We start from the raw sequence: 26,774 nt of genomic DNA on the forward strand, positions 1-26,774 counted from the left end.
GTGTTGTTATCCTACGGGGCAGTCATGGATATTCAGATAATTTCACGCGATGGCGCACCCGAATACGCGGTGTTGCCATGGGACCAGTACCAGGCGCTGCTAAAAGCTGCCGGTCAGCAACAACCCGTCACACCTCCTCCTGTTTCTCCTGCCCAAGCCGCACCGGCCCAGGACTTGCGCCCGCTCGCAGACCTGCGCGGCTTGCGCGAAGCCAAGGGCCTGGCGATTGAGACGCTGGCCCGCACCGTGGGCATCAGCCCGTCGTACCTTGGATTGATCGAAAGTGGTGAACGCCAGCCGGATGCCGCGATCCGCCGCAGCCTGGCCTGGGAATTGGGCGTTGCAGGTTGGAGGGATGAATCTTGAGCCTACGTATCAGCCGTCAACACTGGGATGGGTTACTCAACGAACTGGACCAGGCGCGCCGCCAGCGCCATCTGCTGACGTACCGCGCGTTGCTGGAGCGCTTGCAGTTCCCCACGCCGGCCATGCAAACCCTGGCTGCGGCGCTGGAACACCTGGCGGCGCTGGACGCCAAGGCCGAGCAGCCGTTGCGCAGTTCCCTGGTGATCAGCCAAGGCGCGAGCCGCCTGCCGCGCACCGGTTTTTTTGAGTGCGTGGAGCGCCTGGGGCGCTTCAGCGGGCCGTCCGACGGCGTGGCCGCCGCGTCCTGGCACGCGTCGGAAGTGGTGCGGGTGTTCGAGTACGAGTACCCGGAATCGGCCGAGGCCTAAACCTGCGGCACTGCGTCCATGCTGTCGATCACGTGGATGCTGTAGCCGGCCACGTCCTTGGCATGGTGTTTGGCCTGCGACGCCAACTCTGCCAACTGGCTGGCATCGAGTTGTCCACAGGCCTGTGGATACAAATGCACGACGCCGATGGACAGTGACAGCAAGGCAAACTCCTGGCGCACGCCCTGGCGGTTCAGTGCCACGAAGCAACCGGCGTCCAGGTGCTCGGCGCGGTAGAAACGCCGGCATTGGGTGTGGAAGTCATCCAGCAGTTGATTGAGGCGCTTGCGCCAATCCTGCGGCCCCAGCACCAGCAAGAAGTCATCGCCACCGATATGCCCGACAAAGTCGCGGCTGGGATCGACCCGGTCGTTCAGGCACTGCGCCAGGCACAGCAACACCTCATCCCCACGCCCATAGCCGTAGATATCGTTGAACGGCTTGAAGCTGTCGATATCCACGTAGCAGATCACCGATTCCCGCTGCTGTTGCAGCAGCCGCGTCAGGCACTGCTGGATCGGCACGTTGCCGGGTAGCAAGGTCAGCGGGTTGGCGTAGCGCGCCTGCTGGATTTTCAGCTCGGTGATCAGCTTGAGCACGTCGATCACCCGGCCCAGGCCCAGGTAATCGCCATTGAGGGTGATGATGAAGTCTTCTTCGATACGCTGCCGCGCGCGGCTGGTCAGCAGGCGGCTGACCTGTTGCAGCGACTGGCTCAATTCCACGGCGAGAAAGTCATTGCTCATCAAGCGGCTGATGGGCTTGCGCGCAAACAGGTCGGTAGCGAACGGCTTGAGCAGCGCATCCGACAGCGAATGCCGATGGACGATGCCCACCGGGTGGCCGCGCCCGTCCAGCACCGCCAGCGAGTTGAGGTTGGCCTGGCGGCGGAAGGCTTCCAGGACCTGGGCGGTGGCGGTGTCCTGATCCACGGCCGGCTGTTCGTTGAGCAGGGCGCTGAGGTCGCTGCCTTCGTCGCTCAGGGCTGCGTTGGTATTGTCGGGCTTGGGCAGCATCAGGCGCGCTTCCTGCGGCGGATGTTCCTGGGGACGACAGAGCAGATAGCCTTGCACCAGGTCCACGCCCATCTCGGTCAACACCGCCAGCTCCTCCGGCAACTCGATACCTTCGGCAATCACCTGGGCACGCGACGCCTTGGCGATTTGCAGGATCGAGCCGACAAACTCGCGCTTGAGCGCATCCTGGTGAATGCCGTCGATAAAGTGCCGGTCGATCTTCACGTAATCCGGGCGCAGCTCCGACCACAGGCGCAGGCTGGAATAGCCGGCGCCGAGGTCATCCAGGGCAATCGAAAAACCCATGTTGCGGTAGTGATGCAGCGCGGTTTGCAGCAGGTCGAAATCGTCGGTGGGGGTCTGCTCGGTGAGTTCGATCACCACCTGGCTTGGCGCAATGCCATAGTCGCGCAGCAATTGCAGGGTGCGCCCCGGCTGGTGCGCGGTCTCCATCAGGGATTCCGGCGAGACATTGAGGAACAGCATGCCCGGCAGCTTCTGGTCGCTGAAGCGCCGGCACGCACTTTCGCGGCAGGCCATTTCCAGTTCGCTGAGGCGCCCCGCCTGGTTGGCCACCGAGAACAATGCGACGGGGGAGTGCAGCGGGCTGTTGGATGGGCCGCGGCTGAGGGCTTCATAGCCAAGGATGCGCCGTTCGGACAGACAGATGATCGGTTGGAACAGGCTGTGCAAACTGCCTTGAGCCAGGATTGAGCCCAATGCATTCAGCTGTTCGGTCATGGTCATGGCGATCTCGATCGAAAAAAAAGGACCGCGGGCGGTAAGCCAGCGGTCCTTTATTTCACGACAGAATGATGTCTATATGATGACAGCTCGGGGAGCGGTCACATTAAATTGCCATCATTTACTGCTTGGCCACCTGTTTGCTGATCTTCAGGTAGTCCAGCAGGATCCGGCCTGTCTCCGCCATGTAGGCGTCGTCTTCCGGCTTGGTTTTGTCCGCCTCGGTTGGCAGCGCGTCTTCATCTTCTTTCTTCAGCTCTTTGAGCGGGTCTTCGCCCTTGGCCTTGCGGCGCGCGTTTTCCAGCACCAGCTGTTGATTTTCGATGTCGGCATGCTGCTTGCGACGATCCACTTCGTTGAGGCTCACGGATTTTTCTTCCATCAGCTTCTTGGCCAGGGCCAGCTTGTCGCGGATAAACACGAACTCGGCATCCTTGGCGGAGCGCGTCTCGTGGTCAGCCTTCAACTGTGCCAGGAACGGTTTGAACGGGTCCGACGCCGGCTTGATTGCCGGGCGGATGGTGTCCCACGGCATGGCTTCCGGCAGGGCGCTTTCGCCGATTTCCTTGGTGTCGATGATCGACGGGAAATCGATGTCCGGCAGCACGCCCTGGTGCTGGGTGCTCTGCCCGGAAACCCGGTAGAACTTGGCAAGGGTCAGCTTCAGCTCGCCATGGTTCAGCGGCTGGATGGTCTGCACGGTGCCTTTGCCGAAGGTCTGGCCGCCGATGATCAGCGCGCGGTGATAATCCTGCATGGCACCGGCGAAAATCTCCGAAGCCGAGGCCGAGAGACGGTTGACCAGCAACGCCATCGGGCCTTTGTAGAAGGCACCCGGGTTCTCGTCTTCCAGCACATCGACACGGCCGTCCGCGTTGCGTACCAACACGGTTGGACCCTTGTCGATAAACAGGCTGGTCAGCTCGGTGGCTTCCTGCAGGGAACCGCCGCCGTTGTTGCGCAGGTCGATGACCACGCCGTCGACTTTTTCCTTCTGCAGTTCTGTCAGGATTTTCTTCACATCGCGGGTGGTGGACTTGTAGTCCGGGTCGCCAGCGCGGAAGGCCTTGAAGTCCAGGTAGAAGGCCGGGATCTCAATCACGCCCAGCTTGTAGTCCTTGCCATCCTGCTTGAGGTTGAGGACTTTCTTCTGCACGGCCTGGTCTTCGAGCTTCACCGCTTCACGGGTGATGGACACGATCTTGCTGGTCTGGTCGTTGGGTGCATTGGTGTGCGGAATCACTTCCAGGCGCACCACGCTGCCTTTCGGCCCACGGATCAGCTTGACCACTTCGTCCAGGCGCCAGCCGACCACATCGACCATCTCTTTGTCGGCCTGGGCCACACCGATGATCTTGTCAGCCGGGGCGACCTGCTTGGTCTTGTCCGCCGGACCTGCCGGCACCAGGCGCACGATCTTCACCTGGTCATTGTCGCTTTGCAGGACGGCACCGATGCCTTCCAGGGACAGACTCATGTTGATATCAAAATTTTCCGCGTTATCCGGCGACAGATAATTGGTGTGCGGGTCGTAGGACATCGCGAAGGTGTTGATGTAAGCCTGGAAGATATCTTCGGCACGGGTCTGGTCCAGGCGCGCCAGTTGATTCTTGTAGCGCTTGGTCAGCAGTTCCTGGATCGCCTTGGGCTCTTTGCCGGCGATCTTCAGGCGCAGCACCTCGTCCTTGACGCGTTTGCGCCACAGGTCGTCGAGGGCGGCGGTGCTGGTCAGCCAAGGGGCGTCCTTGCGGTCCACCAGAAGGGTTTCCTTCTCGGTGAAGTCGAGCTTGTCGACGCCTTTGTTCAGCTCAGCCAGGGCGAAGTCCAGACGCGCTTTGACGCGGTCCAGGTAACGCTTGTAGATGGTGAAGCCGGGTTGCAGGTCGCCGCTCTTGAGGAAGTCGTCGAACTGCGTCTTCCACTTGTCGAACTCAGCGATATCGCTGGCCAGGAAGTAGCTGCGCGACGGGTCCAGCAGCTTGAGGTAGCTGTCGTAGATGATCACTGAGCGAGCGTCGTCGAGCGGCGGCTTGCTGTAGTGATGGCGCTTGAGCAACTCGACAACGTTAAGGCTGGCAATCACCTCATCGCGATCCGGCTGAAGGTTGTCCCAGCTGTTGGCTGCGAACGTATTGGTCGACATCGACGCGAAGCCGAGACCAATGAAAAGAGCGAGTGCGGTGCTGGGGAACAAATGCTTCATGCTGATTCGACGCGGGGGCAATTGATAACGCATATTAGGCCGTCTTTGAGGGAGCCGGTTCCATATGGTCCGGTCGCATAATGCAAAAAGCCCGGCGATACAGCTACGGGCTCAGTCCAGACTCACTATGGAGGCACTGTGAAAGCATTGCAAGGCGTTGACGGTCACGTGGCGTGGTTGGAAGAACCCAGTCCTACCTGTGATGTAGGCCAAGTTCGCATTCGTGTGGCGGCAGCGGGCCTCAATCGCGCCGATTTATTACAGCGTGCGGGGCTGTATCCGCCGCCTGCGGGTGCCAGCGCCGTGTTGGGCCTGGAGTGTTCCGGGGTGATCAGCGAAGTGGGCGCGGGCTCGTCCTGGCAAGTCGGTGACCGTGTCTGCGCGCTGCTGGCCGGCGGCGGCATGGCCGAAGAAGTGGTGGTGGACGCACGCCATGTGCTGCCGGTGCCGGAAGGCTTGTCGCTGCTCGAAGCGGCGGCGTTGCCGGAGGTGTACAGCACGGCGTGGCTGAATCTGTTCCAGCTGGCGGGCCTCAAGCCGGGTGAGAAAGTGTTGCTGCATGCCGGCGCCAGTGGCGTGGGCTCGGCGGCGATCCAGCTGTGCAAGGCGTTTGGCAGTCCGTGCTGGGTCAGCGTCGGCTCGACCGAGCGCCTGGCCTACTGCGAGGCCCTGGGCGCCCAGGGCGGGGTGGTGCGTACCGATGGGATTGAAGGGCTGCGGGATTTCGGGCCGTTCGATGTGATCCTCGACCCGGTGGGTGGCGACTATGCGGCGCTGGACCTCAAGCTGCTCGCCCTGGACGGTCGTTGGGTGTTGATCGGTTTGATGGGGGGGCGCGAGGCCAAGCTCGACCTGGCGCAGGTGCTGGGCAAGCGCGTGCAGTTACTGGGCTCGACCTTGCGTAGCCGCAGCGATCAGTTCAAGGCGGACCTGTTCAGTGACTTGAGCCAGCATGTGTGGCCGTTGTTTGTTGAAGGGCGCCTGAGCCCGCAATTGGCCAAGACCTTCCCGATCAAGGATGCCGAGGCGGCGTTTGCCGAGCTGGCGACCAACCAGATTTCCGGGAAGCTTGTGTTGGTGGTCGATGAAAGCCTGACCTGATTTCAACTTGAAATGCAGTCAATGTGGGAGCTGGCTTGCCTGCGATAGCGGTCCATCAGTGAAGAATTCTTCATCTGACACACCGCTATCGCAGGCAAGCCAGCTCCCACAGTTGATTGGGTTTTCAATTCAAGGGGGAGGGTGATCAGATCCAGTGGTGGATTGGCCAGCCGGCTTGCTCGGCATGGGCACGCAATACGGGGTCGGGGTTCACCACCTGCGGATGATCCACCTTCAACAGCAACGGCAAGTCATTGCGCGAATCCGAATAGAAATACGCCCCCTCCAACGTCTCACCTTCCTGCGCCAACCATTCCAGCAAACGCGTGATCTTGCCTTCACGGTAAGTCAGCACCCCCACGGTACGCCCGCTGTACACGCCATGGCTGACGTCCAGTTCAATCCCCAGCACTTCATCAATGCCGATCCGCGCCGCAATCGGCTTGACCAGATGGACGCCTGATGCCGAGATCACCAGGACCCGGTCGCCATTGGCCCGATGGCGGGCGATGGTCTTGGTGGCATCGCTGTAGATCAGCGGCTCGATCACGTCCTCGACCCAGGGCTCTACCAGGTGTTCGATTTCCGCCGGGGTGCGGCCGATCATCGGCTCCAGGCTGAAATCCATGAAGTCTTCCATCTTGAGTTCGCCCCGGCTGTAGGCGGCCATCAGCTCACTGTTCTTGCGCATGAACGATTCCGGGTCCACCCAGCCCAGGCGGCCCATCTGCTCACTCCACAGGGTGGCGCAGTCGCCGTGGATAAGGGTGTCGTCCAGATCGAAAATTACCAATGCCATCCGTCATGCTCTCTGAAATAAAACGTTGCGTCAGGCTACTTCACACAGGGCGCTTGGGTCGATGGAAAGTGCCAGGCGTTGCCCGTCCGGGTGCAGGTCGTCGGCCGAGCGGTTGAGCACGTCCACCACCAGTTCCACGCCGCGCGCTTCGATGCGATAGCGGATCACGTTGCCCAACAGGCTGTGGCTGCGCACCAGGGCGTCCAGCTCGCCGTTGCGGCTCAGTTCGATGGCTTCCGGGCGAATCGCGATACGGCTGTTGATCGGGCGTTGCAGCAGCAGGCTGGCCTTGTCGGCGTCCAGTAGATTGTAGTTGCCGATAAAACCGGCCGCGAACACGTCCACTGGCGCGGTGTACAGCGTCTCGGCATCGCCGCTCTGCACGATCTTGCCCTGGTTCATCAGGAAGATGCGGTCGGACATGGTCAGGGCTTCTTCCTGGTCATGGGTCACAAAGATCGTGGTCAGCCCCAGCTCGCGCTGGATCTGGCGGATCTGTTCACGCAGGTGCTTGCGAATCCGTGCATCCAGCGCCGACAGCGGTTCATCCAGCAACAGCAGGCGCGGGCGCGTCACCAGGGAACGGGCGAGGGCCACGCGCTGGCACTGGCCGCCGGACATCTGGTGCGGGTAGCGGCTGGCGAGGTCCTTGAGTTCCACCAGTTGCAGCACTTCCTGCACGCGCTGATGGCTGTCGTCGGCGTTGACCTTCTGCATGCGCAGGCCAAAGGCGACGTTTTGTTCCACGGTCATGTTGGGGAACAGGGCATAGCTCTGGAACACCATGCCGATGTGACGTTTCTGCGGGCTCAGCGGGACGATGTCCTGGCCATCCAGCAGGATTTTCCCACTGTCCACCGAGGTCAGCCCGGCGATGCAACGCAGCAGCGTGGACTTGCCGCAACCGGACGGGCCGAGCAGGGTGACGAACTCGCCCTTGGCGATCTCGCAGTTGATATCACTGAACACCGGGGTGCCGGCGTAGCCTTTTTGCAGGTGTTGGACGCTGACGAAGCTCATTGGCTTTTGTCCTTGTTCAAGATATTGGCGGCCCAGGTCAGCACCAGCACAAAGAAGAAGTAGGAAATCACGACGGCGCTGGTGAAGTGGCCGCTGCTGTTGCGCATGTTGTTGAGGTACACCTGCAGGGTTTCGTAGCGGGTGCCTACCAGAATGTTGGCAAACACGAACTCACCGAACAGGAACGAGAACGACAGCAGCAGCGCCACCATCAGGCCTTTGCGCAGGTTCGGCAGCACGACGAAGATCGCCGCCTGCCAGGTGCTGGCGCCGAGCAGTTGGGAGGCGTCCATCAGGTCGCGCAGGTTGATGGCCTGCAGGTTGTTGGTGATCGCCCGGTACATGAACGGCAACGCCACGGTGAAGTAGCAACCGATGAGGATCCATGGCGTGCCCACCATCGCCAACGGCCCGGAACCGTACAGTTGCAACAGGCCTACCGACGACACCACTGGCGGCACCGCGAAGGGCAGCAGGATCAGGATGTTCATCAGCGCGTCGAGCTTGGGGAAGTGGTAGTGCACCACGAACAGCAGCGGCAGGATCAGCACCACCGACAGGATCAGCGCCCCCACGCACACCAGCAACGACTGCCCGAAGGCCATCAGGAAGCGCGGGTCGCTCCACAGTTGCACGTACCATTTCACGGTAAAGCCGGCGGGCAGGATGGTTGCCGACCAGCTACTGGCGATGGAATAAACGAAGGTGCCCACCAAGGGCAGCACGAGGATTGCAAACAACAGCCACACCACCACCCGATGGTAGAGGGCGGCCGGGCCGGCTTCAGCGCGAGACATGGTAGCTCCTCTTGAGCAGCAGTTGATGGACCACGGTGACCACGGTCATCAGCGCCACCAGCACCACGGCCAGGGCGCTGGCCATGTTCGGGTCGAGGGACACGTCGCCGGACACCAGGCCCGCGATGCGGATCGGCAGCACGTTGAAGTTGCCGGTGGTCAACGCGTACACCGTGGCGTAGGCGCCGAGGGCATTGGCCAGCAGGATCACAAAGGTGCCGAGCAAGGCCGGCGTGAGCACCGGCAAGCCGATATGGCGCCAGAACTGCCAGCCACTCGCACCGAGCAGCGCGGCCGACTCCCGCCAGTCCTCGCGCAACGCATCAAAGGCCGGGTAGAGCAACAGCACGCCCAGCGGAATCTGGAAGTAGGTATAGAGGATGATCAAGCCGGTCTTGGAGTACAGGTTGAAGTCCTGAATGATCCCCGCCTGTTTCAGCATGATGGTGATGCTGCCGTTGAAGCCCAGCAGGATGATGAACGCGAAGGCCAGGGGCACACCGGCGAAGTTGCTGGTCATGTTGGCAAAGGCGGTGACGAAGTTGCGCAGCGGCGAATCGACCCGGCGCAGCGAGTAGCTGCCGAGGGTAGCGATGATGATGCCGAAGACGCTGGAGTAGAAACTGATCTCCAGGCTGTACTGGATCGCTTGCAGGTAGAACTTCGAGCTGAAGATGCGCACGAAGTTTTCCAGGCCCCAGCCGGCCTCTTCGGTTTGCAGGCTGTTGATCAGTACCCACGCCAGCGGAGCGATTTCGAACACGATAAAGAACAACGCGAAAGGCACCAGGCACAACAGCGCCAGCCATTTGCCACGGGTCATTTCAACAACTCCCGGCACACCGGTTTGTCGTGGGGCACGCCCAGCAGTTCGCAGACAGTGCCGCAGAGTTCGGTCTGTTTCGGCGCGGCCCCGGCGTCCAGGCTGAACGCGTCGCCGAGGACAAACAGCGGGACTTCGCGTTCCTCCGGCAACAGGCCATTGTGGGAGCGGTCGTTGTTCATGCCATGGTCGGCGGTGACCAGCACCTGGTAGCCGGCGTCGAGCCAGGCTTGCAGGTAGTCGGCCAGGATGATGTCGGCCGAGCGCGCGCTGTTGCGGTATTGCGCGGTGTCGAGGCCGTGCTTGTGGCCGGCGTCGTCGATGTTCATCGGGTGCACCACGAGGAAGTTCGGCGTGTGTGTGCGGCGCAGGCTTTCGGCGTCGGCAAACAGGTGGGAGTCCGGGTAGTGGTCATTCCAGTAGAAATGCCCGTGCTGGATCGCCAGCGCCTTGTCGTCGGTATGACGATCACGGGCGGCGACGAAGGGCGTGCGGTTATACAACTCGCTGACCCAGTGGTAAGCCGCCGCCGCCGTGGTGAGGCCGGCGTCGGTGGCGTAATGGAAAATGCTGCGCTGGTTGGACAGGCGCGAGACATTGTTGTGCACGATGCCGCTGTGGATCGGTGGCACGCCGGTGAGGATGCATTCATACAGCGGGCGGGACAGGGCGGGCAGTTCACATTCCAGCTTGTAGAGGGCTGCGCGTCCTGCGCCGACATAGGCCTGCAAGTGCCCCATGGCGTGCCGGGCAACCTCGAAATTCAGGCCGTCGAGCACGACAAGGATGACATTGTGCTTCATGGGGGGAGGTGCTCCGCAACAGTAGGCTTGACTCAATCTCTCTGACACAACCGGATCAACTTGTGGGAGCTGGCTTGCCTGCGATAGCGGTCTGACATTCAGCATTTATGTCGACTGATACACCGCTATCGCAGGCAAGCCAGCTCCCACACTGACCGCATTTCAGGTCTGTTACTTCATCTCTACGATGACTTGCTCGTTCCACAGTTGTGGCAGCTTCTTGGAGGTCGCTTCCCAGGCATCGGCATCCTTGATCGGCTGCGGGTTGGCCTTGGTGTACTGCTCGCCCGGGATCAGGTTCTTGGCGATATCGGCCGGCAGTTTCAGGTCGGTTTCGGCGCGGATCGGGCGCGCATTGCCCTTCGCCAGGTTGAGTTGGCCGGCATCGCTGAAGATGTATTCGCGGGTCAGCTTGGCGGCGTTCGGGTGCTTGGCGTGTTTGTTGATGATGGTGGTGTAGCCGGATTTCACCGAGCCATCCGACGGGATCAGCACCACGTAGTCATCCGGGTTGGCCATCTTGGCTTTGTAACTGAGGCCGTTGAAGTCCCAGACGATGCCCACTTCGACTTCGCCTTTTTCCATTGTTTGAATGGTCGGGTTGTTCACGCCAAGACGGCCTTGCTGGGCAATCTTGGTGAAGAACTGCAAACCAGGTGCGATGTTCTTCTCGTCGCCTTTGTTGGCGATGGCCGCTGCCAGTACACCGTTGGCCGCCTGGGCCGCAGTGCCTACGTCACCGATGGAGACTTTGTACTTGCCGTTTTGCAGGTCGGCCCAGCTGGTAGGCACTTCGGATCCGTGCAGCAGCTTCTTGTTGATGATGAAGGCGATGGTGCCGGTGTAGGCCAGGGCCCAGTGACCGTCTTTGTCTTTTGCCCAATCCGGCACCTGGGCCCAGGTGGACGGTTTGTACGGCTGGGTGACGTCCTGCTTCACCGCAATCGGGCCGAAGGCCGCACCGACGTCGCCGATGTCGGCGCTGGCGTTGTCTTTTTCAGCCTTGAACTTGGCGATTTCCTGGGCCGAGCTCATGTCGGTGTCGATGTGCTTGAGGCCGTAGGTCTTGGCCAGGTCTTCCCAGGTGCCTTTCCAGTTGGCCCAGTCATCGGGCATGCCGACGCTGTTGACGGCGCCTTCCGCTTTCGCGGCGGCTTCCAAGGTTTTTAGATCGGTATCAGCGGCCATGGCGGCGGTGCACATGGCAATGGTCGAGCCTAACAGTGATGCCAGGAAAAGCTGTTTCATCCGAAGCTCCTTTGGGCGTTTTCAACGCGGCGTTTTTTATGAACGTTTGCGGTGGTATTGGTCTAGGTCAGCAATACCTGAGCCAATCTAGGCCCGGTGGATGACAGTTTCATGTCGATGTCGTTTTTAAATCGCGGATGTCGCGACTCGCTGTCTGAGCGTAGACCATGCCCAAGTGCCCGCATTGATTGGACTTGGCCGATGTATTGCAGGGTGTTCTGCGCGGGGGCGACACGGACTGTCATCTGTCGGTCATCTGCAATGCCTAGGCTGGCAGGCAACCGCAACAGCCCGAATACAGCGCGGTTTATGCACCCGAACGGTGCTGGTCTAGTCCAGATAGGTAACGTTGATGCGTGATGAGGCAATCAAGGCGGTGACATCCATCGGCCTGGCGCTGCAAGAGCAGATCGACCACGGCCTGTTGCCGCCCGCCAGCAAACTCCCGGCCGAGCGCAAGCTCAGCGAGTTGTTTGGTACCACCCGGATTACCGTGCGGGAAGCCTTGTTACAACTGGAGGCCCAGGGCCAGATCTATCGCGAAGAGCGCCGTGGCTGGTTTGTCTCGCCGCCACGGCTGGCCTACAACCTGATGCAGCGTAGCCACTTTCACGCCATGGTCAGCGACCAGGGGCGCGTGGCGTCCACCGAAGTGATCTCGGCGCGCTTGCAGCCGGCGTCGGCGGCGGTGTGTGCGTGGTTGCAGTTGCCGGCGTTGTCCAGTGTGATCCAGATCTGCCGGGGCCGGCGGATCGACGGGCGCCTGGTGTTGTATGTGGAGCACTACCTGAACCCGCAGTATTTTCCGGGGATCCTGGACTGCGACCTGAACCAGTCGATGACCGAGCTGTATGCCCGCAAGTACGACCTGCACTACGGGCGGGTGCGCTTTGAAATCGTGCCGACGTCACTGCCGGTGGAGGCGGCCGCGACGTTGCGCGTGTCGGTGGGCAGCCCGGGCTTGCGCATCGCCCGGGTCAATTATGACCAGCACCAGCGCTTGATCGACTGCGACCTGGAGTTCTGGCGGCATGATGCGATCCACGTCGGCGTGGATGTGGTGTGACCCCTGTGGCGAGGGTTTAGGGTGTGAGTGCCTTGATCACCTGATCCACATTGGTTTCCAGCTCTGCCACTGGGTCCGCGCCATCCACATTCAACACCAACAGCTGCGAACCGCCAGCCGCAACCGCCGCTTTTACCGCCTCACTTGGCTGGCGATGGTGCAGCACCACCGCCACATCGTTGTCTTTCAGCTCGGCACTGAGTTTCTGCAACGCTTCGGGCGTCCACTCGGCGTCCGGCCGTGCATCGGTGCTGACGACTTCCAGGTTCAAGCTGCTGACCAGGTAGGCAAAGTGATCGCTCAGGCTGACCACGCTGAGGTTGTCGGCCTTGGCCAGCCGCGCTTCGCTGTCGGCACTGAGTTTGAGCAGGCGTTGCTTGAGGGCGGCGAGGTTGGCATCGATCTGCGGTTTGGCGCCAGGTGCCAGGCGGCTGAGGTCGGCGGCCAGCACATCGGCCATGCGCCCGAGGTTGTTGCTCGATTGCCACGGTTGGCTGTTCAAGCCATCGGCCACGCCGGGCTGCACGGCGATGCCCGGCAGGCCGCCGTCCACCGGGCGGGCGGCGTCGATTTCGACGATGCGGATGTTGCTGCGCCGCGCCACCGGGTACAGCGGGTCGTCCGCCCACAGCGAGCGCAGGCCGATGGCGGCGTCGGCGTCTTCGGCCAGCTTGCTCAGCGCCGGGGCGCCACGGCCGGTGAAATAGGAGACCTGCCGCGAACCGGGCAGATTCGCCGGTGCGGCGCGTTCGAGTTGCACGTCGGTGCCTTTGAGCAACACCTCGGCCAAGCCATAGGTGATCGGCAGCGAGGCCAGCACTTTGACCGGCTTGATCGACTTGGCCTTGCTCAGCGCGGCATGGCCGAGGCCATGATTGGTTTTGAAATCATTGGCCGCGAAACCATCCACGGCCAACGCCGAGGTGCTGATCAAGCAAGCGATGGCCAAGGCCAGTGGGCGAAAGACAGGGCGCATTATCCAAGATTCCCTTTGAGGCTGGGCACGATGCCGCGCGCGATGGCGGCGAGGGCGAAGGCGATACCGGCCATCAGGATGATCGCGGCACCGGACGGGATCGGCAGGTCGAAGATGATCGGCAGCAGGATGCCGCACAGGGTGCTGACGGTGGCGATCAGCACCGAAATCCAGAAGAACCCCTTCAGCGACTGGCTCAACAAACGCGCCGCTGCGGCCGGAATCACCAGCAGGGCGCCGACGAGGATTGCGCCGATCACTTTGACCGCTGCCACGGTGATCAGTGTCACCAGGATCACGAACAGATAATCCAGGGTCTTCACCGCCACGCCACGCACGGCCGCCAGTTGCGGGTTGAAGCTGGCGAGCATGATGCGGTTGTACAACGGCAACGCCAGGGCCATGACCAGTGAACCGACAATCGCCAGCACCAGCAGGTCGTTGCCGTTGACCGTCAACACCGAGCCAAACAGCACGTTTTCGAGGATGTGTACGTTGATCTTGCCCGCGAGGATCAGCAGCAGGCTCGCGCCCAATGCCAGGGACACCGAGAGGAATACGCCGATCAAGGTGTCCGGCGCCAGGCCGGTGCGGTTGCGCAGGTAGTTGAGCAGGATGCCGAACAGCAGGCAGTAGCCAAACAGCGCGCCGTACGGCCCGGTGTAGGGTTCGCCGAGCAGGATGCCCACGGCCACGCCGGTCAGCGCCGCATGGCCAACCGCTTCGGAGAAAAACGCAAAGCGCTTGACCACCACCAGCGTACCCAGGCCGCCCAATACCGGGCCGATCAGCAAGCCGGCGAGCAAGGCGTTGACGACAAAACCATAGGCCAGCGCTTCCGGCAGGTACCCGGAAGAGGCCCAGCCCTGGACCATCAAGCGAAAGGCTTCATAACTCATTGCGCCGGGCTCCGAGGGTGGGTGGAGAACAGGGTCAGCAGGCGATCCGGGGTCAGCGCCTCTTCTGGCGTGGCGTCGAACAGCACGCGGCGGTTGAGGCCGGTGACGCGGTCGGCCAGGCGGCCCACGGCCTCCAGGTCGTGTTCGATCCACAGCACGGTGATGCCGGCCAGGCGCCAGTCATTGAGCAGGCGTTCGAACACCTGGATGCCGGCCTCGTCGAGGGCCGACATCGGTTCGTCCAGCACCAGCAATTGCGGCGCCGGGATCAAACCCTGCGCCAGCAGCACACGCTGGCGTTCACCACCGGACAGCGCGCCCATGCGGCGCTTGCGCTTGTCCTGCATGCCGACGCGTTCCAGCGCATCGCCAATCGCGCCGGCGTAATGTTTGGACAGGCCAAGAAACGCCGGGCGGCGCTGGCACATGGCAGCCATGAAATCATCCACGGTCATCGGCAGGCCCCGGTCGAACTCCAAGGCCTGGGGCACATAACCCACGGTGCCCACGCTGTTCGGCCAGTGCAGGCGCAACTGCCCCTGGTGCGGCGTTTGCCCCAGCAGCGTCTTGATCAGCGAGCTTTTGCCGCCGCCGTTGGGGCCGACCAGCGCGTGGATGCTGCCCGGTTGCACCTGGAAACTCACGCCATCGAGGATCACCGTGCGGCCCAGGGTCAGCGAGACCTTGTCGAACTCGAGCGTCGGGCCGACGCTGGCCACTGTCAGGTGTTCGGCCGCCGTCATGCCCCCGACTCCTGGATCGCCCGCACCACGGTGTTGAGGTTGCCGGTCATTTCCACTTCGTACTTCTCGGGCGAGTATTCGCCGTAGGAAATATGCGACAGGGGGTACAGCTTGACCCCGGATTCACGCTGGATGGTCTCGACGTAGGTCGACGGGAAATCCATCTCCGAGAAGATCACCTTCACGTCCAGGGCGCGCAGTTCATCGATGGTCTTTTTCAATTGGCTCGGGCTCGGCTCGATGCCGTGGGCCGGGTCGACCACGGCGGTTACTTCCAGGCCGAACTCGCGCAGCAGGTAGTCGTAGGCCGCGTGTACGGTGGCCACGCGCAGGTCCGGGTTGGGCGCGCTGGTCAGTTTGGCCAGGGCGTCGGCGCGCATCTGGCGCAGGCGTTTGCCGTAGGCGCGGGCGTTCTGGGTGTAGGTCTTGGCGTTGTCCGGGTCGAGCTTGCCCAGTTCGCGGGCGATGTTGTTGACCTGGGCGATCGACGCGCTGATCGACAGGAAGGTGTGCGGGTTGACCACCTTGCCCGCGCCGCGCGCCGCATTGCCGGTGGCCGCGAGCAGCGGCACGTTGGCGTTGGCTTCGATCACCGGGATGTCCGGGCGCTCGCTGGTGGCGATCATGCGGTCGGCGAAATCGTCGTGGCCGACGCCATTGAGCACGATCACGTCGAGGCTGCCGATACGCTTGATGTCATCGGCGCGCGGCTCGTAGGCATGGGGGTTGAAACCGGCAGGAATCAACGGCACCACCTCGGCCTTGTCGCCGACGATATTGCTCACATAGCTGTAGTACGGGTGCAGGGTGATGCCGATACGCAGGCGTTTAGCCGCCTCGGCATTGGCCAGCGGGGCGAGCATCAGGCTGCACAGGCCGACCAGCAACAGACGCAACAGGGGAGATGAAATAGACATGGGCACTCGGTCTTCTCGTTCAGTGACGGTGCTGGCGCGTCACGCCGGCATCGAATTGCGTGACCACTTGTTGCCAGCCGGCTGCGATCAGCGCCTGGTCAGTGAGGTCGGCGGGGGCGCTCAGGTTGGCGCTGCGGTTGAGCCACACATCCGGCTCGGCACCGTGCACGCGCATCAGCAGCGAGCCGGCGGTGCTCGGCACCTGGCTCAGGCCCAGGTAGGACGAAGGCTCCAGCACCTGCCAGCGATGGTCGCCACGGCTGACCGAACTGGCGTCCTGGGCGAAAGGCGCGAAGCCTTCTTCGGCCAGTTGCGCCGGTGTCGGCAGGCTGCTCTGCTCCTGCTGCAACAACTGGATTTCATCCAGGGTCACCCGCAGGTCCGCATAGATCCCTTGCTCGGCGGCGCTCAGGTCGCGGCGCGCATCCAGCTGGTGGCTGGGCACGGCGGCGACTTCCTGGGTTTCGCCGTGCAGCGCGATGACTGAACCGGCCACGGCCAGGATGATCAGGCACAGCAGCAGGACGTAGAGGGTTTCGTGGCCGGCGCCGGCGGGGCGGACAACTTGTGTGGTGGTCATTGCGGCTGGATGTCCGCTTGGTCGATTTCCACCACGTGGCCGGGGCCCGCATCAAACAGCACATAGAACTCGGCGGACGGCTTCTTGAAGGTCAGGGTCGAGTCCTGGCCGAGCTTGCCGGGCACCAGGATGGTTTCGTCGTAGCCGATCACATCCAGGGTCACGCCGGGGGCGCCGCTGCCGTCGGAAAAGCCGCCAGTGCACTGGATCTGCTCGCCGGGGATTTCCTTGCATTCGCACATCGGGTTGTGGGCCAGGGCCAGGGTGCTGAAGCCGGCACCGATCAACAGGGCCGCGCAGGTGCGCATCAAAGTCATGGTTTAACTCCTTGCTTGTTCAGCCAGGCAATAGTGGCAGGCGAGGCCTGGCTCAGCGGGATGGAACCCTGGTGCATGCTGCCGTCCCAGCCTTCCATGGTGACCCACACTTCGGCGTCGGCCGGGGTGCGTTCCGGGATCGGCAGGGCGGCGCCCATGCGGTACGGCGTGCCAAAGAAGATCACCCCGGCGGCGCGCAGGCTGCGGGGCTTGCCGATACGCAGGTAGGTGGCCTTGACCTGCTCGGCGCAGGTGTCGCACAGGGCGGCGTTGAAGAATTTCATCGGCCCGGCCGGGTCGGGGCGCGGGGCTTCGTTGCGAAACTCGGCGAGGGTCAGGCTCCAGGGCCCGACCTGCACGTCACCGGCCACGCGTTCGCCGATGCCGGTGTCGCCACGGAACAACGCGGCGTCGGCAAAGTACTTGGGCATGAAACCCAGGGGCACCAGCAACAGCAGGACATTGATGTGAAAACGCCATTTCAGCCAAAAGGCCCGCAGCGGCGAAGGCGGTGCAGCAACGACTTTGCTCATGGGTGGGCCTCCGAGGTTTCAGTCTGCATGGCCGGGGTGGCCGCCGGCGCGCGCTGGGTCTTGGCTTCGCGCTTGAGGGCATTGAGGGTGGCCAGGGCGGTGCGTTTGGTCCAGATCAGCAGGCCGCTCAACACCATCATGCTCATGATCAGGCCGAAAAAGGCCCAGATCAGCTTGATCCACAGGCCGCCAAAATCACCGGTGTGCAGCGGGCGCATGGATTCGGTGACGAACTCCAGTTTGGAGCGGTCGGAGAGCAAGTGCGCCGCAGCGACCTCGCCGTCATACGGGTTGATCTGTGCGGTCTGGTACATCAGCGGGTACCAGCCGCGGCCGCCAATCTGCAAGTGGCTGTAGGCATTCAGCGGCAGGCTGACGAAACTCGCCTCCAGCCCCGGGATGCGCTGGGTGGCGATCTTGATCGCCTCGTCCACCGGAATCATCGGCGCCGGCACGCCGGGTTGCGACATCGGCACCTTCTCCCGGGCGATCACCGGGATCACCGGCTCGGTGGAGATGGAAATCTGGTTGTCCCCCAGGATCGCGCGGATCAGGAACCAGATGCCGGTGACGGCGATCACCAGGATGAACCAGATCGACCAGATACCGCTCAGGCGGTGGAAGTCGCCCCAGAAGATCCGCGCACCGTGGCGCACACGCAGGGTGGGGCGCAGGAAGCCTTTCCAGAATTTCTTGTACACCACCAGCCCGGTCACCAGCGACGCCAGCAGCGGAATGCCCAGCGCCGACACCAGGTACCAGCCCCAGCTGTAGCCATTGGTGAACGGCACCAGCCACCAGCCATGCAGGGCACGGGTAAAGGCCTGGAAGTTGAAGGACGGGCTGATGCCCTGGATCGCGCCGGTGTAGGGGTTGACGTACACCTCGACGGAGCGCCCGTCGGGGTAGCTGAGGTCGACGCTGAGGGCGAAATGGGATTCGTCAGGGCGGCTGATCGACTGGACGAACACCGCAGGTTCATCGCGCTTGATGGCGGCGATCACCTGGTCGTAGCTCAGCGGTTCGGCATCATCCGACGGCTTGCTTGCGCGGATGTCCGGGTTGGCCAGCCAGACGATCTCCTGGCTGACCACCGCCAAGGTGCCGGTGACACAGACGATCAGTACAAAAAACCAGATGGGCAATGCCAGCCAGCTATGTACGAGAAACCAGAGTTTTGAACGTGACTTCTTCGACATGGGGATGCGGGTCTTGAGCGGAGGGGGCGATGGAGGCCCGGGAAAGGCCGGTCGTAGCTTTTGCTGACGCGACGGGCTGTATCTAAGTTAAGACGGATGAGAATCGGAAATCCCTAACCCGGAAATGAAAGTAAATGTTTCTGCGCCCCCCGATCGAACACGAAACATGTTCCCAGCCTTCACCCAGGCGCCGTTGATAGGGGCGCCGGGCTCCGTAGGATGGGCGCATACCGTTGCGTGAGCCCGAAGAAAAATGACCGCCAGAACCCTCTACGACAAACATATCGACGCCCACACGGTGTGCGCCCTGGATGACCAGGGCCATGTGCTGCTTTATATAGACCGCCAGGTGATCAACGAATACACCAGCCCCCAGGCGTTCAGTGGCCTGCGTGAAGCCGGGCGCACGGTGTGGCGCCCCGGCACGGCGCTGGCAGTGGTTGACCATGTAAACCCCACCACGCCTACACGCATTGCGGCGATGCCCGACGCGGGCGGTGCACGGCAGGTGTCATACCTGGCGGAGAATTGCCGGGACTTTGGCATCGAACTGCTGGACATCCTCGACAAGCGCCAAGGCATCGAGCATGTGATCGCCCCGGAGCAGGGCTTTATCCTGCCGGGCATGGTGATCGCTGCCGGTGACAGCCACACCACCACCTATGGCGCCCTCGGCGCGTTCGGTTTTGGTATCGGCACCTCCGAAATCGAGCACCTGCTGGCCTCGCAGACCCTGGTCTACAAGCGTTTGAAGGCGATGCGCGTGACGGTGGATGGCGCGCTGGCGCCGGGCCTGACGTCCAAGGATGTGATCATGGCGCTGATCGGCAGGATCGGCAGGATCGGCGCGTCCGGTGCCACGGGTTACGCCATCGAATTCCGTGGCTCGACCATTGATGCGCTGAGCGTCGAGGCGCGCATGACCATCTGCAACATGGCAGTGGAGGCCGGTGCGCGGGGCGCGTTCATGGCGCCGGATGAAAAGGTCTTCGCCTACCTCAAGGACAAGCCACGTGCGCCGCAGGGCGCGCTGTGGGAGCAGGCGTTGGCGGGCTGGCGCCAACTGCATTCGGACGCCGACGCGGTGTTCGACCGCGAAGTGCACCTTGACGCCACCACCCTGCAACCCATGGTCACCTGGGGCACCAGCCCCGACCAGGCCGCGCCCATCGGCGCCCGCGTGCCGGACCCGCAGGCGGTCAGTGACCTGATCCTGCGCCAGGACATGCGTCGTGCCCTCGACTACATGGGCCTGGAGCCCGGCATGGCGCTGAGTGACATCGTCATCAGCCATGCGTTTATCGGCTCCTGCACCAACGCACGCATCGAAGACCTGCGCGACGCCGCCCGCGTGGTGCGCGGCAAACAGGTGGCCACGCATGTGCGGGCGATGATCGTGCCCGGCTCCACCGAAGTACGCGACCAGGCCGAGGCCGAAGGGCTGGCGGCGATCTTTATCGACGCCGGCTTTGAATGGCGCCAGTCGGGCTGCTCGATGTGCCTGGCGATGAACGACGACGTGCTGGCCCCCGGCGACCGCTGCGCCTCCAGCACCAACCGCAATTTCGAAGGCCGCCAGGGCGCGGGCGCACGCACCCACCTGATGAGTCCGGCGATGGTCGCCGCTGCCGCCATCACCGGCCGTCTCACCGACATCCGCCACTTTGGAGACCGTTCATGAGCCTGCAACCCTTTACCCACGTCACCGGCAAGGCCGCGCCGATGCTGGCGGCGAATATCGACACCGACGTGATCATGCCCAAGCAGTTTCTCAAGGGCATCGACCGAAGTGGGCTGGATCGTGGGTTGTTCTTTGATTTGCGCTTTCTGGCCAGCGGTGAGCTGAACCCTGGGTTCGTGCTGAACCAGCCGGGCTGGCAAGGGGCGAGCTTTATGGTGGTGGGGCCGAACTTCGGCTGTGGCTCCAGCCGCGAGCATGCGGTGTGGGGGTTGCAGCAGATGGGGATTCGGGCGCTGATCGGCAGCAGTTTTGCCGGGATTTTTTATGACAACTGCCAGCGGAATGGGGTGTTGTTGATTACCTTGGACGAGGCGGTGTTACAGGGGCTGGGGCAGACGGTCAGCCGGGCGGACGGGGCGCAGATCAGTGTGGACTTGGAAGCACAAGAGATTCAGTTGGTGGATGGGCAAGTGATCCCGTTCCAGATCGACACCTTGCGCAAGACTGCGCTGTTGTTGGGGTTGGATGCGATAGGCAGCACCTTGCAGCGCAGTGAACAGATCAAGGCCTTCGAGCACCGACACCTGCAAGCCAACCCCTGGCTCAACTGACACACCTCAGTACAAATTGTGGGAGCTGGCTTGCCTGCGATTGCGGTGGATCAGCTTGCAAATCTGTGACTGACAGACCGCTATCGCAGGCAAGCCAGCTCCCACATGAGTACTCATTCCAAGTTGGGAGCTGGGTTAGATGGAGAGCTGCTTGAAGTGCTCCTGCAAAAACTCCACACACGCCCGCAACTTCCCGGAGTGCGCCAACCGTGTCGGGTACACCGCCCACACGTTGGCGCTCTGGGAATAGTCATGCAGCACCTGCACCAGCGTGCCTTGCTCCAGCAATGGCTGCACATCCCACAGCGAACGCAGCAACACGCCGCGCCCATCCAGGGCCCACTGCAACACGATCTCGCCATTGTTCGACGACAACGGCCCACGCACGCGCACGCTGGCCGGCGCGCCGCGGCTCTCCAGGTTCCAGATGCCAAACGCGTTGTCGCGTTCCTTGATTACCAGGCAATCGTGTTGCTCCAGGTCACCCAACTGTTGTGGTGTGCCTCGGCGCTCTAAATACGAGGGCGCGGCGCACAGCACCCGTCGATTGCTCACCAGGCGCCGGCCGATATGCTGGCCGGGGATGTCATCGCCGACGCGGATCTCCAGGTCGAAGCCTTCGTTGACGATATCCACCACGCGGTCGAACAGGTCCAGGCGGATTTCCAGGTCCGGGTACTGTTGCGCCAGCAAGGACACGGCGGGGGCCACATGGTTGCGGCCAAAGCCGAAGCTGCTGCACAGGTGCAGGTGCCCGCGCGGGCTGTCGTGGGCGTCGGACAGTTCATCGGACAGTTGCTGGAAGTCTTCGAGGATGCGCACCGCCCAGCGCTGTACCCGTTCGCCGTCTTCGGTCACGGCGATGCGCCGGCTGGTGCGGTGCAACAGGCGCGTGGCCAGGGTGGATTCGAGGATCTGGATGCGCTTGCTCACATACGCCGGCGACAGCCCCAGCTCATCGGCGGCGGCCGCGAAGCCCGCCTTGCGGATCACGGTGAGGAATACCCGCAGGTCTTCGGGGAGGGGCACGGTATCTTTCTTATGGGTCATCGCAAGCAGACGTGGCGGCATGAGCCGCCAGAATAGCACTCAGCGCAGAAAGGCCAGGACTTCGCCCAACAACAACTCGGGGGCTTCCTCGGCGAGGTAGTGACCGGCGGGCAGGGCTTTGCCGCGCACGTTGGTGGCGACTTGCTGCCATTCCTTGAGCGGCTCGAAACAGCGCCCGACCGTGCCTTCGGCGCCCCACAGCACCAGCAGCGGCAGGTCGAGGTGTTTGCCCGCGTCGATATCCGACTGGTCGTGCGCAAGGTCAATGCCCGCCGATGCGCGGTAGTCCTCGCAGATGCCGTTGGCAGCGCCCGGCAGCTTGATGCAGCGCAGGTATTCGGCGAAAGCCTCATCGGTGAACGGCTTGAACCCGGCGCTGCGACTGCCCATCACGCTGCGCAAGTACAGCTCGGGGTTGCTCTCGATCAAGGCTTCCGGCAACGGCGCCGGGCGGATCAGGAAGAACCAGTGCCAGTAGGCGCGGGCAAAGGCTTCGTCTGTTTGCGCGTACATCGCCAGCGTCGGTGCGATGTCCAGCAACACCATGCGTTGCACGGCGCCAGCGTGGTCCAGGGCCAGGCGATGGGCGACGCGGGCGCCACGGTCGTGGGCCAGTACCGAGAAGCTGTTGAAGCCGAGGGTGCGCATCAGTTCGACGCTGTCCCGGGCCATTTCCCGTTTCGAGTAGTTGGCGTGATGATCGTCGGCTGGCGGTTTGCTGCTGTCGCCATACCCGCGCAGGTCGGCGGCGACCACGGTGAAGTGTCGGGCCAACTGCTCGGCGACTTTGTGCCAGATCACGTGGGTTTGCGGATGCCCGTGCAGCAGGAGCAGGCCGGGGCCCGTGCCGCCTTTGCGGTAGCTGATGTCGACGCCGTTGACGTGGCAATGGTCTTTCTGGAAGCCGGCGAACATGGAATGACCCCTTGTGAGAATGGTCTGCATCGTGGAATCAGTGGGTGTAGGTGGCAAGGGGTAAAGCGTGGAGGGGGGGTTCATGAAGTGTGTAGGAAGGGTCTTTCAACCAATGAAGATCCGGCATGGGAACCGGCTGGTGTGGGAGCGGGCTTGCCCGCGATTACGGAGTGTCAGGCGAGGTATTCGTCACAGGCAGACCGCTATCGCGGGCAAGCCCGCTCCCACATTGGATGTGTGTCAGTCCTTAACTCTGTTGGAACATCGCTTCGGCACGCTGGCGAATCTGCGCTTCAGTCAGCTCCTCTTTGTGCGTGGCCATGAACCACACATGGCCGAACGGGTCTTTCAGCGTGCCGGAGCGGTCGCCGTAGAACTGATCCTTGGGTTCTGAGATCACGGTGCCACCCGCGGCGATGGCTTGTTTGTACTGCGCATCCACATCGTTGACATAGAGGTGGATACCGACACTGGTATGCCCGTCGCGCGGGCTGCCGAAGGCACTTTCATCGCAGGGCGAGCCGAGCATGATCGGCGAGTCGCCGATGCGTAACTCGGCGTGGCCGACCTTGCCGTCGGGCATGTCCAGGCGCATGACTTGGATGGCATCGAAGGCTTTTTTGTAGAACTCGATCGCTTCGGCGGCTTTTTCAACGCCCAGGTACGGCGTAATACTGTGAAAGCCCTCGGGGATAGGCTTGACGCTCATTTCGTTCTCCTTGGGTGGTGGTTTTGGAGGGACGGCTTTTTCACTATAGGTCACGTCTCCAAGGCAGCCACCTTTCAGGGTTGTGTGGTGGGCTCCAGCAACTGTGCCCCTGGCCCACGCTCTCCCAACTGATCATCCTGATTGCGCAGCGGGCACGCCTCCAACGACAAACAGCCACAGCCGATACAACCATTGAGCTTGTCGCGCAGCAGCAACAACTTGTTGATGCGCTCATCCAGATCCTCGCGCCACAGCGCCGACAGGCGTTCCCAATCCTTGGCCGTCGGCGTGCGCCCATCCGGCAGTGTTTGCAGCGCCTCGCCAATCGTCGCCAGGGGTATGCCCAGGCGCTGGGCGATCTTGATCACCACCACGCGCCGCAACACGTCACGTGGATAGCGCCGCTGATTGCCCGCGTTGCGATTACTTTTGATCAGTCCCTTGTTCTCGTAGAAATGCAGCGCCGTCACCGCTACACCGCTGCGCGCCGCCAATTGGCCGACGGTGAGTTCCTTGTTGATCATGCAAAAACCCCTAACAGTGCTTGACCTTGACTTAACTAGAGGTTTTACCCTGCGTGGCATCGGATCGCAAGATTCTGCCTACAGAGAAAGGGGAGTGTTCATGCAGGTATCAGAGAAGAATCGCAGCTTCACTCAATTGATCGAATTTCAGATCGAACCCCGCCAGCAAGGCGCCCTGGTGGCTGCGTTGAGCACCCAAAGCGAGCGCCTGGCGCAAGGCCATGGCGGTTTTATCAATGCGAGTGTGCAGGTCAGCGACGATGGGCGGCGGGTGCTCAATTACCTGCAATGGCGCTCCCGTGAGGACGGCGAGGCGGCGTTTAAATGCTTTGAGCATGGCGAGGAAGATTTCTGGACGCTGATCCGCGCCCACCAGGCCACGGCCGTGACCTTCGGTTCGTTCCAGGTGCTGCGCAGTTTCGAGCGCAGCCATGACAATGCCTTGCACTGCCGTCTAGATGGATAAGTGCAACATGCGTTCGCCTTGCAGGTTTTCGCCGGGGCGACGCTTGTTCACCGCCAGTTCGCCGATCTTGATCAGCCGCGTGCGCGTGACGTTGCGGCTCAGGCCCAGCAGGTTGGCGGTGTGGACCTGGTTGTAATGGCTGAAGCGGTAGGCGGCACGCAGCAGCGCATCTTCGACTTTTTCATGCAGGGCACCGGCCTGTTCTTCGAAGAGTTTCTGGAAGGCACGCTCCAGCAACGCGGCGGCGCTGTTGTCGGTGCCGTGCCCGCTGTCGTCCTGGCGCTCGATGCGCAGGTTGGACAGGCGCAGGTCGTCCCGTTCGATCACGCCGTTGCGGCAGATCAGCAGGGTGTGGTGAATCACGTTTTCCAGCTCGCGGATATTGCCCGGCCAGCTGTAGCTTTTCAGCTTGTGCTCGGCCTCGCGGCTGATGGTGATCGGGCCGTAGCCGAGGCGTTGGCTGTAGGCTTCGATGAAATGCCGGGTCAGCGGCAGGATATCGCCGGGGCGCTCGCGCAGCGGGCTGAGCTCCAGGCTGACCACGTCGAGGCGGTAATACAGGTCTTCGCGAAAATGCCCGGCATTGATCGCCTTCTCCAATTGCACATTGGTTGCGGCGAGTACGCGCACATCAATCGGAATGCTCTTGCGTGAACCCAGGCGTACCACTTCGCGTTCCTGTAGGACGCGCAGCAGTTTGACCTGGATCGCCATCGGCAAGTCGCCGATCTCATCGAGAAACAAGGTGCCGCCGTCCGCCTCCTCGAACCAGCCGGCCTTGGCGCTGAGGGCGCCGGTGAAGGCGCCTTTTTCGTGGCCGAACAGTTCGGCCTCTACCAGGGATTCGGAGAACGCCCCGCAGTTCACCGCCACGAATGGCCGGTTGCGCCGCGCGCTGAGGTTGTGGATATGCCGCGCCACCAACTCTTTACCGGTGCCGGTCTCGCCGATGATCAACACGCTGGCTTCGCTGGGCGCGACTTGCTGGATGTGGTCGAGCAGCGCCTGGGATTTCGGGTCTTCGAAGACCTGGGCGGTGGCGCGAATCGAGGTCGCAAGGGCGGGCGAGGGCGGTAGGGTTAATAGCTGCATGGGCACCTCTTCTCAGGAGTAGAACGTCGGAATGGGCAGGGAGTGGTTCAACGCCCAGTCCCCCAGTTCGTGGAGCTTGTAGTCCAGCGGATCGTGCAGGCTCTGGGTGCGCAGGTTGCGCCAGTGCCGATCCAGGCGTAGCGACGCGTGGGTAGAGCGCGCACCGGTGACTTCGAACAGGCGGCTGCACAACTCCAGGCCCTGACGGGTGGCGGCGACTTTGGCGGTGGCGATGGCAATCGCCAGTTGGCCGCGCTCGTGCTCGCTGAGGTTGGGGCCCTTGGCCCACGCCTGGTCAAGCAAGTCGGCGGCGCGTTCGACCAACAGGCGTACGCCTTCCAGCGCCACCCAGAACTCGCCATAGTGATGCAGCACGTAGGGGTCGTTGCGCACGTCGGTGGCGGAGGATTTATGCCAGGCGCGGGTTTCGGTAAGGGTGTAGTTGCGCGCTTCCTCAAAGGCGCCTTCGGCAATCCCGAGAAACATATGCGTGAAGGTCAACTGGGCGATCAACGGGCGCAGGCAGGCAAACGGCGTGCTCAGTGGGCCCGGGTCGAGCAGCAACTCCGATTCTTCGACGCGCACCCGCTCGAAGCTGGCGCTGCCGCTGTCGGTCTGGCGCTGGCCGATGTTGTTCCAGTCATTGTGCAGGGTGATGCCGCTGCGCCCGCTGGGGATGGCGGCGATCAGCAGCTTGCCGCCGGCGCTTTCGTCCACCGCGGAGGCGATGAGCATCTCCGAGTCGCTGGCGCCGGAGCAGAAGCTCTTTTTGCCGGAGAATTCGCGCCAGCCACCGAAGTCCTTGACCACCGTACGCGTGTCCAGTGGGTTGAGAGCGTTGCCCCAGAACCAGTTCTTGCGCGCGGTCTGTTCGAACCAGGGTTGCCATTGGTCCGGGCGCGAAAACAGGCGCACGGTGGCCAGCATCAGGTGATGGAAGCCGAAGACGTGGGCGATGGAACTGTCGACCTTGGCGAATTCGCGCACGATACCCAGGGTGTCGCTCCAGCGTGCGCCGAGGCCGCCGTATTGGGTGGGAATGCTCAGGGCCAGCAGGCCGCTGTGACGCAAGGCATCACGTTCGGCTTTGGGCGTGCCGCCGCGCTCGTCGCGTTCGACGGCGCTGAGGGCGAATTCGGCGGCCAGCAGTTTGGCGGTCTGCAAGGGGGAGGGCAGGACGCTGTGGGGTTTGGCTGTCACGCGGTGTT

General features: G+C 62.6%; 29 protein-coding genes. 7 read left to right on the top strand and 22 right to left on the bottom strand.

Annotated elements, in window-relative coordinates:
- The first annotated feature begins 24 nt into the window (after positions 1–24).
- Positions 25–366: a helix-turn-helix transcriptional regulator gene (locus tag B348_RS0103680; protein ID WP_026136526.1), complete on the top strand. Its 342-nt coding sequence runs from the start codon at positions 25–27 to the stop codon at positions 364–366.
- Positions 363–734 (top strand): hypothetical protein, encoded by a 372-nt coding sequence (locus B348_RS0103685; protein ID WP_005786715.1) that lies wholly within the window; start codon positions 363–365, stop codon positions 732–734. The genes B348_RS0103680 and B348_RS0103685 overlap by 4 nt, the downstream gene beginning before the upstream one ends.
- On the opposite strand, the gene B348_RS0103690 is transcribed toward B348_RS0103685, so the two are convergent.
- Both B348_RS0103690 and B348_RS0103695 read right to left on the bottom strand, forming a co-directional pair.
- Positions 731–2,497, bottom strand: a complete 1,767-nt coding sequence (locus tag B348_RS0103690; protein ID WP_017734810.1) for a bifunctional diguanylate cyclase/phosphodiesterase — start codon at positions 2,495–2,497, stop codon at positions 731–733. The genes B348_RS0103685 and B348_RS0103690 overlap by 4 nt on opposite strands.
- 118 nt (positions 2,498–2,615) lie before the next feature.
- Positions 2,616–4,697: a carboxy terminal-processing peptidase gene (locus B348_RS0103695; RefSeq protein ID WP_177325310.1), complete on the bottom strand. Its 2,082-nt coding sequence runs from the start codon at positions 4,695–4,697 to the stop codon at positions 2,616–2,618.
- A 138-nt stretch (positions 4,698–4,835) separates the two neighbouring features.
- Here B348_RS0103695 and B348_RS0103700 point away from each other — a divergent pair, with 138 nt between their 5' ends.
- Positions 4,836–5,798, top strand: a complete 963-nt coding sequence (locus tag B348_RS0103700; RefSeq protein WP_017734812.1) for a zinc-binding dehydrogenase — start codon at positions 4,836–4,838, stop codon at positions 5,796–5,798.
- Between the two features lie 145 nt (positions 5,799–5,943).
- Here the strand turns inward: B348_RS0103700 and B348_RS0103705 are convergent, their stop codons facing one another.
- From B348_RS0103705 to B348_RS0103730, 6 genes are all read right to left on the bottom strand, one after another.
- Positions 5,944–6,597, bottom strand: coding sequence for an HAD family phosphatase (locus B348_RS0103705; protein ID WP_017734813.1), 654 nt, complete (start codon positions 6,595–6,597; stop codon positions 5,944–5,946).
- A gap of 30 nt (positions 6,598–6,627) precedes the next feature.
- Complete coding sequence (locus B348_RS0103710) at positions 6,628–7,617, bottom strand: ABC transporter ATP-binding protein (protein ID WP_017734814.1); 990 nt, start codon at positions 7,615–7,617, stop codon at positions 6,628–6,630.
- A complete protein-coding gene (locus B348_RS0103715) occupies positions 7,614–8,414 on the bottom strand; it encodes an ABC transporter permease (RefSeq protein WP_017734815.1) in 801 nt (266 codons plus the stop codon). The genes B348_RS0103710 and B348_RS0103715 overlap by 4 nt, the downstream gene beginning before the upstream one ends.
- Entirely contained in the window at positions 8,401–9,237 is an 837-nt protein-coding gene (locus B348_RS0103720) for an ABC transporter permease subunit (protein ID WP_017734816.1), read from the bottom strand. Before B348_RS0103720 ends, B348_RS0103715 begins: the two co-directional genes overlap by 14 nt.
- Positions 9,234–10,040, bottom strand: coding sequence for an alkaline phosphatase family protein (locus tag B348_RS0103725; protein ID WP_017734817.1), 807 nt, complete (start codon positions 10,038–10,040; stop codon positions 9,234–9,236). The genes B348_RS0103720 and B348_RS0103725 overlap by 4 nt, the downstream gene beginning before the upstream one ends.
- Positions 10,041–10,211: 171 nt before the next feature.
- On the bottom strand, positions 10,212–11,288 hold the full coding sequence (locus tag B348_RS0103730) for an ABC transporter substrate-binding protein (protein ID WP_017734818.1): 1,077 nt from the start codon (positions 11,286–11,288) through the stop codon (positions 10,212–10,214).
- A 352-nt stretch (positions 11,289–11,640) separates the two neighbouring features.
- Here B348_RS0103730 and B348_RS0103735 point away from each other — a divergent pair, with 352 nt between their 5' ends.
- Positions 11,641–12,354, top strand: coding sequence for a UTRA domain-containing protein (locus B348_RS0103735; RefSeq protein ID WP_017734819.1), 714 nt, complete (start codon positions 11,641–11,643; stop codon positions 12,352–12,354).
- A gap of 16 nt (positions 12,355–12,370) precedes the next feature.
- On the opposite strand, the gene B348_RS0103740 is transcribed toward B348_RS0103735, so the two are convergent.
- From B348_RS0103740 to B348_RS0103775, 8 genes are read right to left on the bottom strand one after another with little or no spacing between them, the layout of a single operon-like run.
- The gene (locus B348_RS0103740) at positions 12,371–13,330 is read right to left on the bottom strand and encodes a metal ABC transporter solute-binding protein, Zn/Mn family (RefSeq protein ID WP_017734820.1); all 960 of its coding nucleotides are present in this window, start codon (positions 13,328–13,330) and stop codon (positions 12,371–12,373) included.
- On the bottom strand, positions 13,330–14,229 hold the full coding sequence (locus tag B348_RS0103745; protein WP_017734821.1) for a metal ABC transporter permease: 900 nt from the start codon (positions 14,227–14,229) through the stop codon (positions 13,330–13,332). The genes B348_RS0103740 and B348_RS0103745 overlap by 1 nt, the downstream gene beginning before the upstream one ends.
- Positions 14,226–14,972: a metal ABC transporter ATP-binding protein gene (locus B348_RS0103750; RefSeq protein WP_017734822.1), complete on the bottom strand. Its 747-nt coding sequence runs from the start codon at positions 14,970–14,972 to the stop codon at positions 14,226–14,228. Before B348_RS0103750 ends, B348_RS0103745 begins: the two co-directional genes overlap by 4 nt.
- Positions 14,969–15,889: a metal ABC transporter substrate-binding protein gene (locus tag B348_RS0103755; RefSeq protein WP_026136528.1), complete on the bottom strand. Its 921-nt coding sequence runs from the start codon at positions 15,887–15,889 to the stop codon at positions 14,969–14,971. Before B348_RS0103755 ends, B348_RS0103750 begins: the two co-directional genes overlap by 4 nt.
- A 19-nt stretch (positions 15,890–15,908) precedes the next feature.
- Complete coding sequence (locus B348_RS0103760) at positions 15,909–16,469, bottom strand: DUF6162 family protein (RefSeq protein WP_017734824.1); 561 nt, start codon at positions 16,467–16,469, stop codon at positions 15,909–15,911.
- Complete coding sequence (locus B348_RS0103765) at positions 16,466–16,786, bottom strand: hypothetical protein (protein WP_017734825.1); 321 nt, start codon at positions 16,784–16,786, stop codon at positions 16,466–16,468. The genes B348_RS0103760 and B348_RS0103765 overlap by 4 nt, the downstream gene beginning before the upstream one ends.
- Positions 16,783–17,319 (bottom strand): hypothetical protein, encoded by a 537-nt coding sequence (locus B348_RS0103770; protein WP_017734826.1) that lies wholly within the window; start codon positions 17,317–17,319, stop codon positions 16,783–16,785. The genes B348_RS0103765 and B348_RS0103770 overlap by 4 nt, the downstream gene beginning before the upstream one ends.
- A complete protein-coding gene (locus B348_RS0103775; protein ID WP_017734827.1) occupies positions 17,316–18,518 on the bottom strand; it encodes a PepSY domain-containing protein in 1,203 nt (400 codons plus the stop codon). Before B348_RS0103775 ends, B348_RS0103770 begins: the two co-directional genes overlap by 4 nt.
- 253 nt (positions 18,519–18,771) lie before the next feature.
- Between B348_RS0103775 and leuC the strand changes: the two genes are divergently transcribed.
- Together leuC and leuD are read left to right on the top strand one after the other, a co-directional pair.
- Positions 18,772–20,199 carry a 3-isopropylmalate dehydratase large subunit gene (leuC, locus tag B348_RS0103780; RefSeq protein ID WP_017734828.1) on the top strand — a complete coding sequence of 476 codons (1,428 nt, stop codon included), beginning with the start codon at positions 18,772–18,774 and terminating at the stop codon, positions 20,197–20,199.
- A complete protein-coding gene (gene leuD / locus B348_RS0103785) occupies positions 20,196–20,810 on the top strand; it encodes a 3-isopropylmalate dehydratase small subunit (RefSeq protein ID WP_017734829.1) in 615 nt (204 codons plus the stop codon). Before leuC ends, leuD begins: the two co-directional genes overlap by 4 nt.
- 135 nt (positions 20,811–20,945) lie before the next feature.
- Here the strand turns inward: leuD and B348_RS0103790 are convergent, their stop codons facing one another.
- From B348_RS0103790 to soxR, 4 genes are all read right to left on the bottom strand, one after another.
- Complete coding sequence (locus B348_RS0103790) at positions 20,946–21,860, bottom strand: LysR substrate-binding domain-containing protein (RefSeq protein WP_017734830.1); 915 nt, start codon at positions 21,858–21,860, stop codon at positions 20,946–20,948.
- A 39-nt stretch (positions 21,861–21,899) separates the two neighbouring features.
- Positions 21,900–22,775, bottom strand: a complete 876-nt coding sequence (locus B348_RS0103795; protein WP_017734831.1) for an alpha/beta fold hydrolase — start codon at positions 22,773–22,775, stop codon at positions 21,900–21,902.
- Between the two features lie 247 nt (positions 22,776–23,022).
- Positions 23,023–23,484, bottom strand: coding sequence for a VOC family protein (locus B348_RS0103800; protein WP_017734832.1), 462 nt, complete (start codon positions 23,482–23,484; stop codon positions 23,023–23,025).
- Positions 23,485–23,558: 74 nt separating this feature from the next.
- Positions 23,559–24,008 carry a redox-sensitive transcriptional activator SoxR gene (gene soxR / locus B348_RS0103805; protein ID WP_017734833.1) on the bottom strand — a complete coding sequence of 150 codons (450 nt, stop codon included), beginning with the start codon at positions 24,006–24,008 and terminating at the stop codon, positions 23,559–23,561.
- 100 nt (positions 24,009–24,108) lie between these two features.
- Here soxR and B348_RS0103810 point away from each other — a divergent pair, with 100 nt between their 5' ends.
- On the top strand, positions 24,109–24,474 hold the full coding sequence (locus B348_RS0103810; RefSeq protein ID WP_017734834.1) for an antibiotic biosynthesis monooxygenase: 366 nt from the start codon (positions 24,109–24,111) through the stop codon (positions 24,472–24,474).
- Here B348_RS0103810 and B348_RS0103815 read toward each other — a convergent pair.
- Positions 24,463–25,566, bottom strand: coding sequence for a sigma-54-dependent Fis family transcriptional regulator (locus B348_RS0103815; RefSeq protein ID WP_017734835.1), 1,104 nt, complete (start codon positions 25,564–25,566; stop codon positions 24,463–24,465). The genes B348_RS0103810 and B348_RS0103815 overlap by 12 nt on opposite strands.
- A 12-nt stretch (positions 25,567–25,578) precedes the next feature.
- Complete coding sequence (locus tag B348_RS0103820) at positions 25,579–26,766, bottom strand: acyl-CoA dehydrogenase family protein (protein ID WP_017734836.1); 1,188 nt, start codon at positions 26,764–26,766, stop codon at positions 25,579–25,581.
- Between the last annotated feature and the right edge of the window lie 8 nt (positions 26,767–26,774).

It is taken from the genome of Pseudomonas sp. CBZ-4 (genome assembly GCF_000346755.1).
GTDB lineage: Bacteria > Pseudomonadota > Gammaproteobacteria > Pseudomonadales > Pseudomonadaceae > Aquipseudomonas.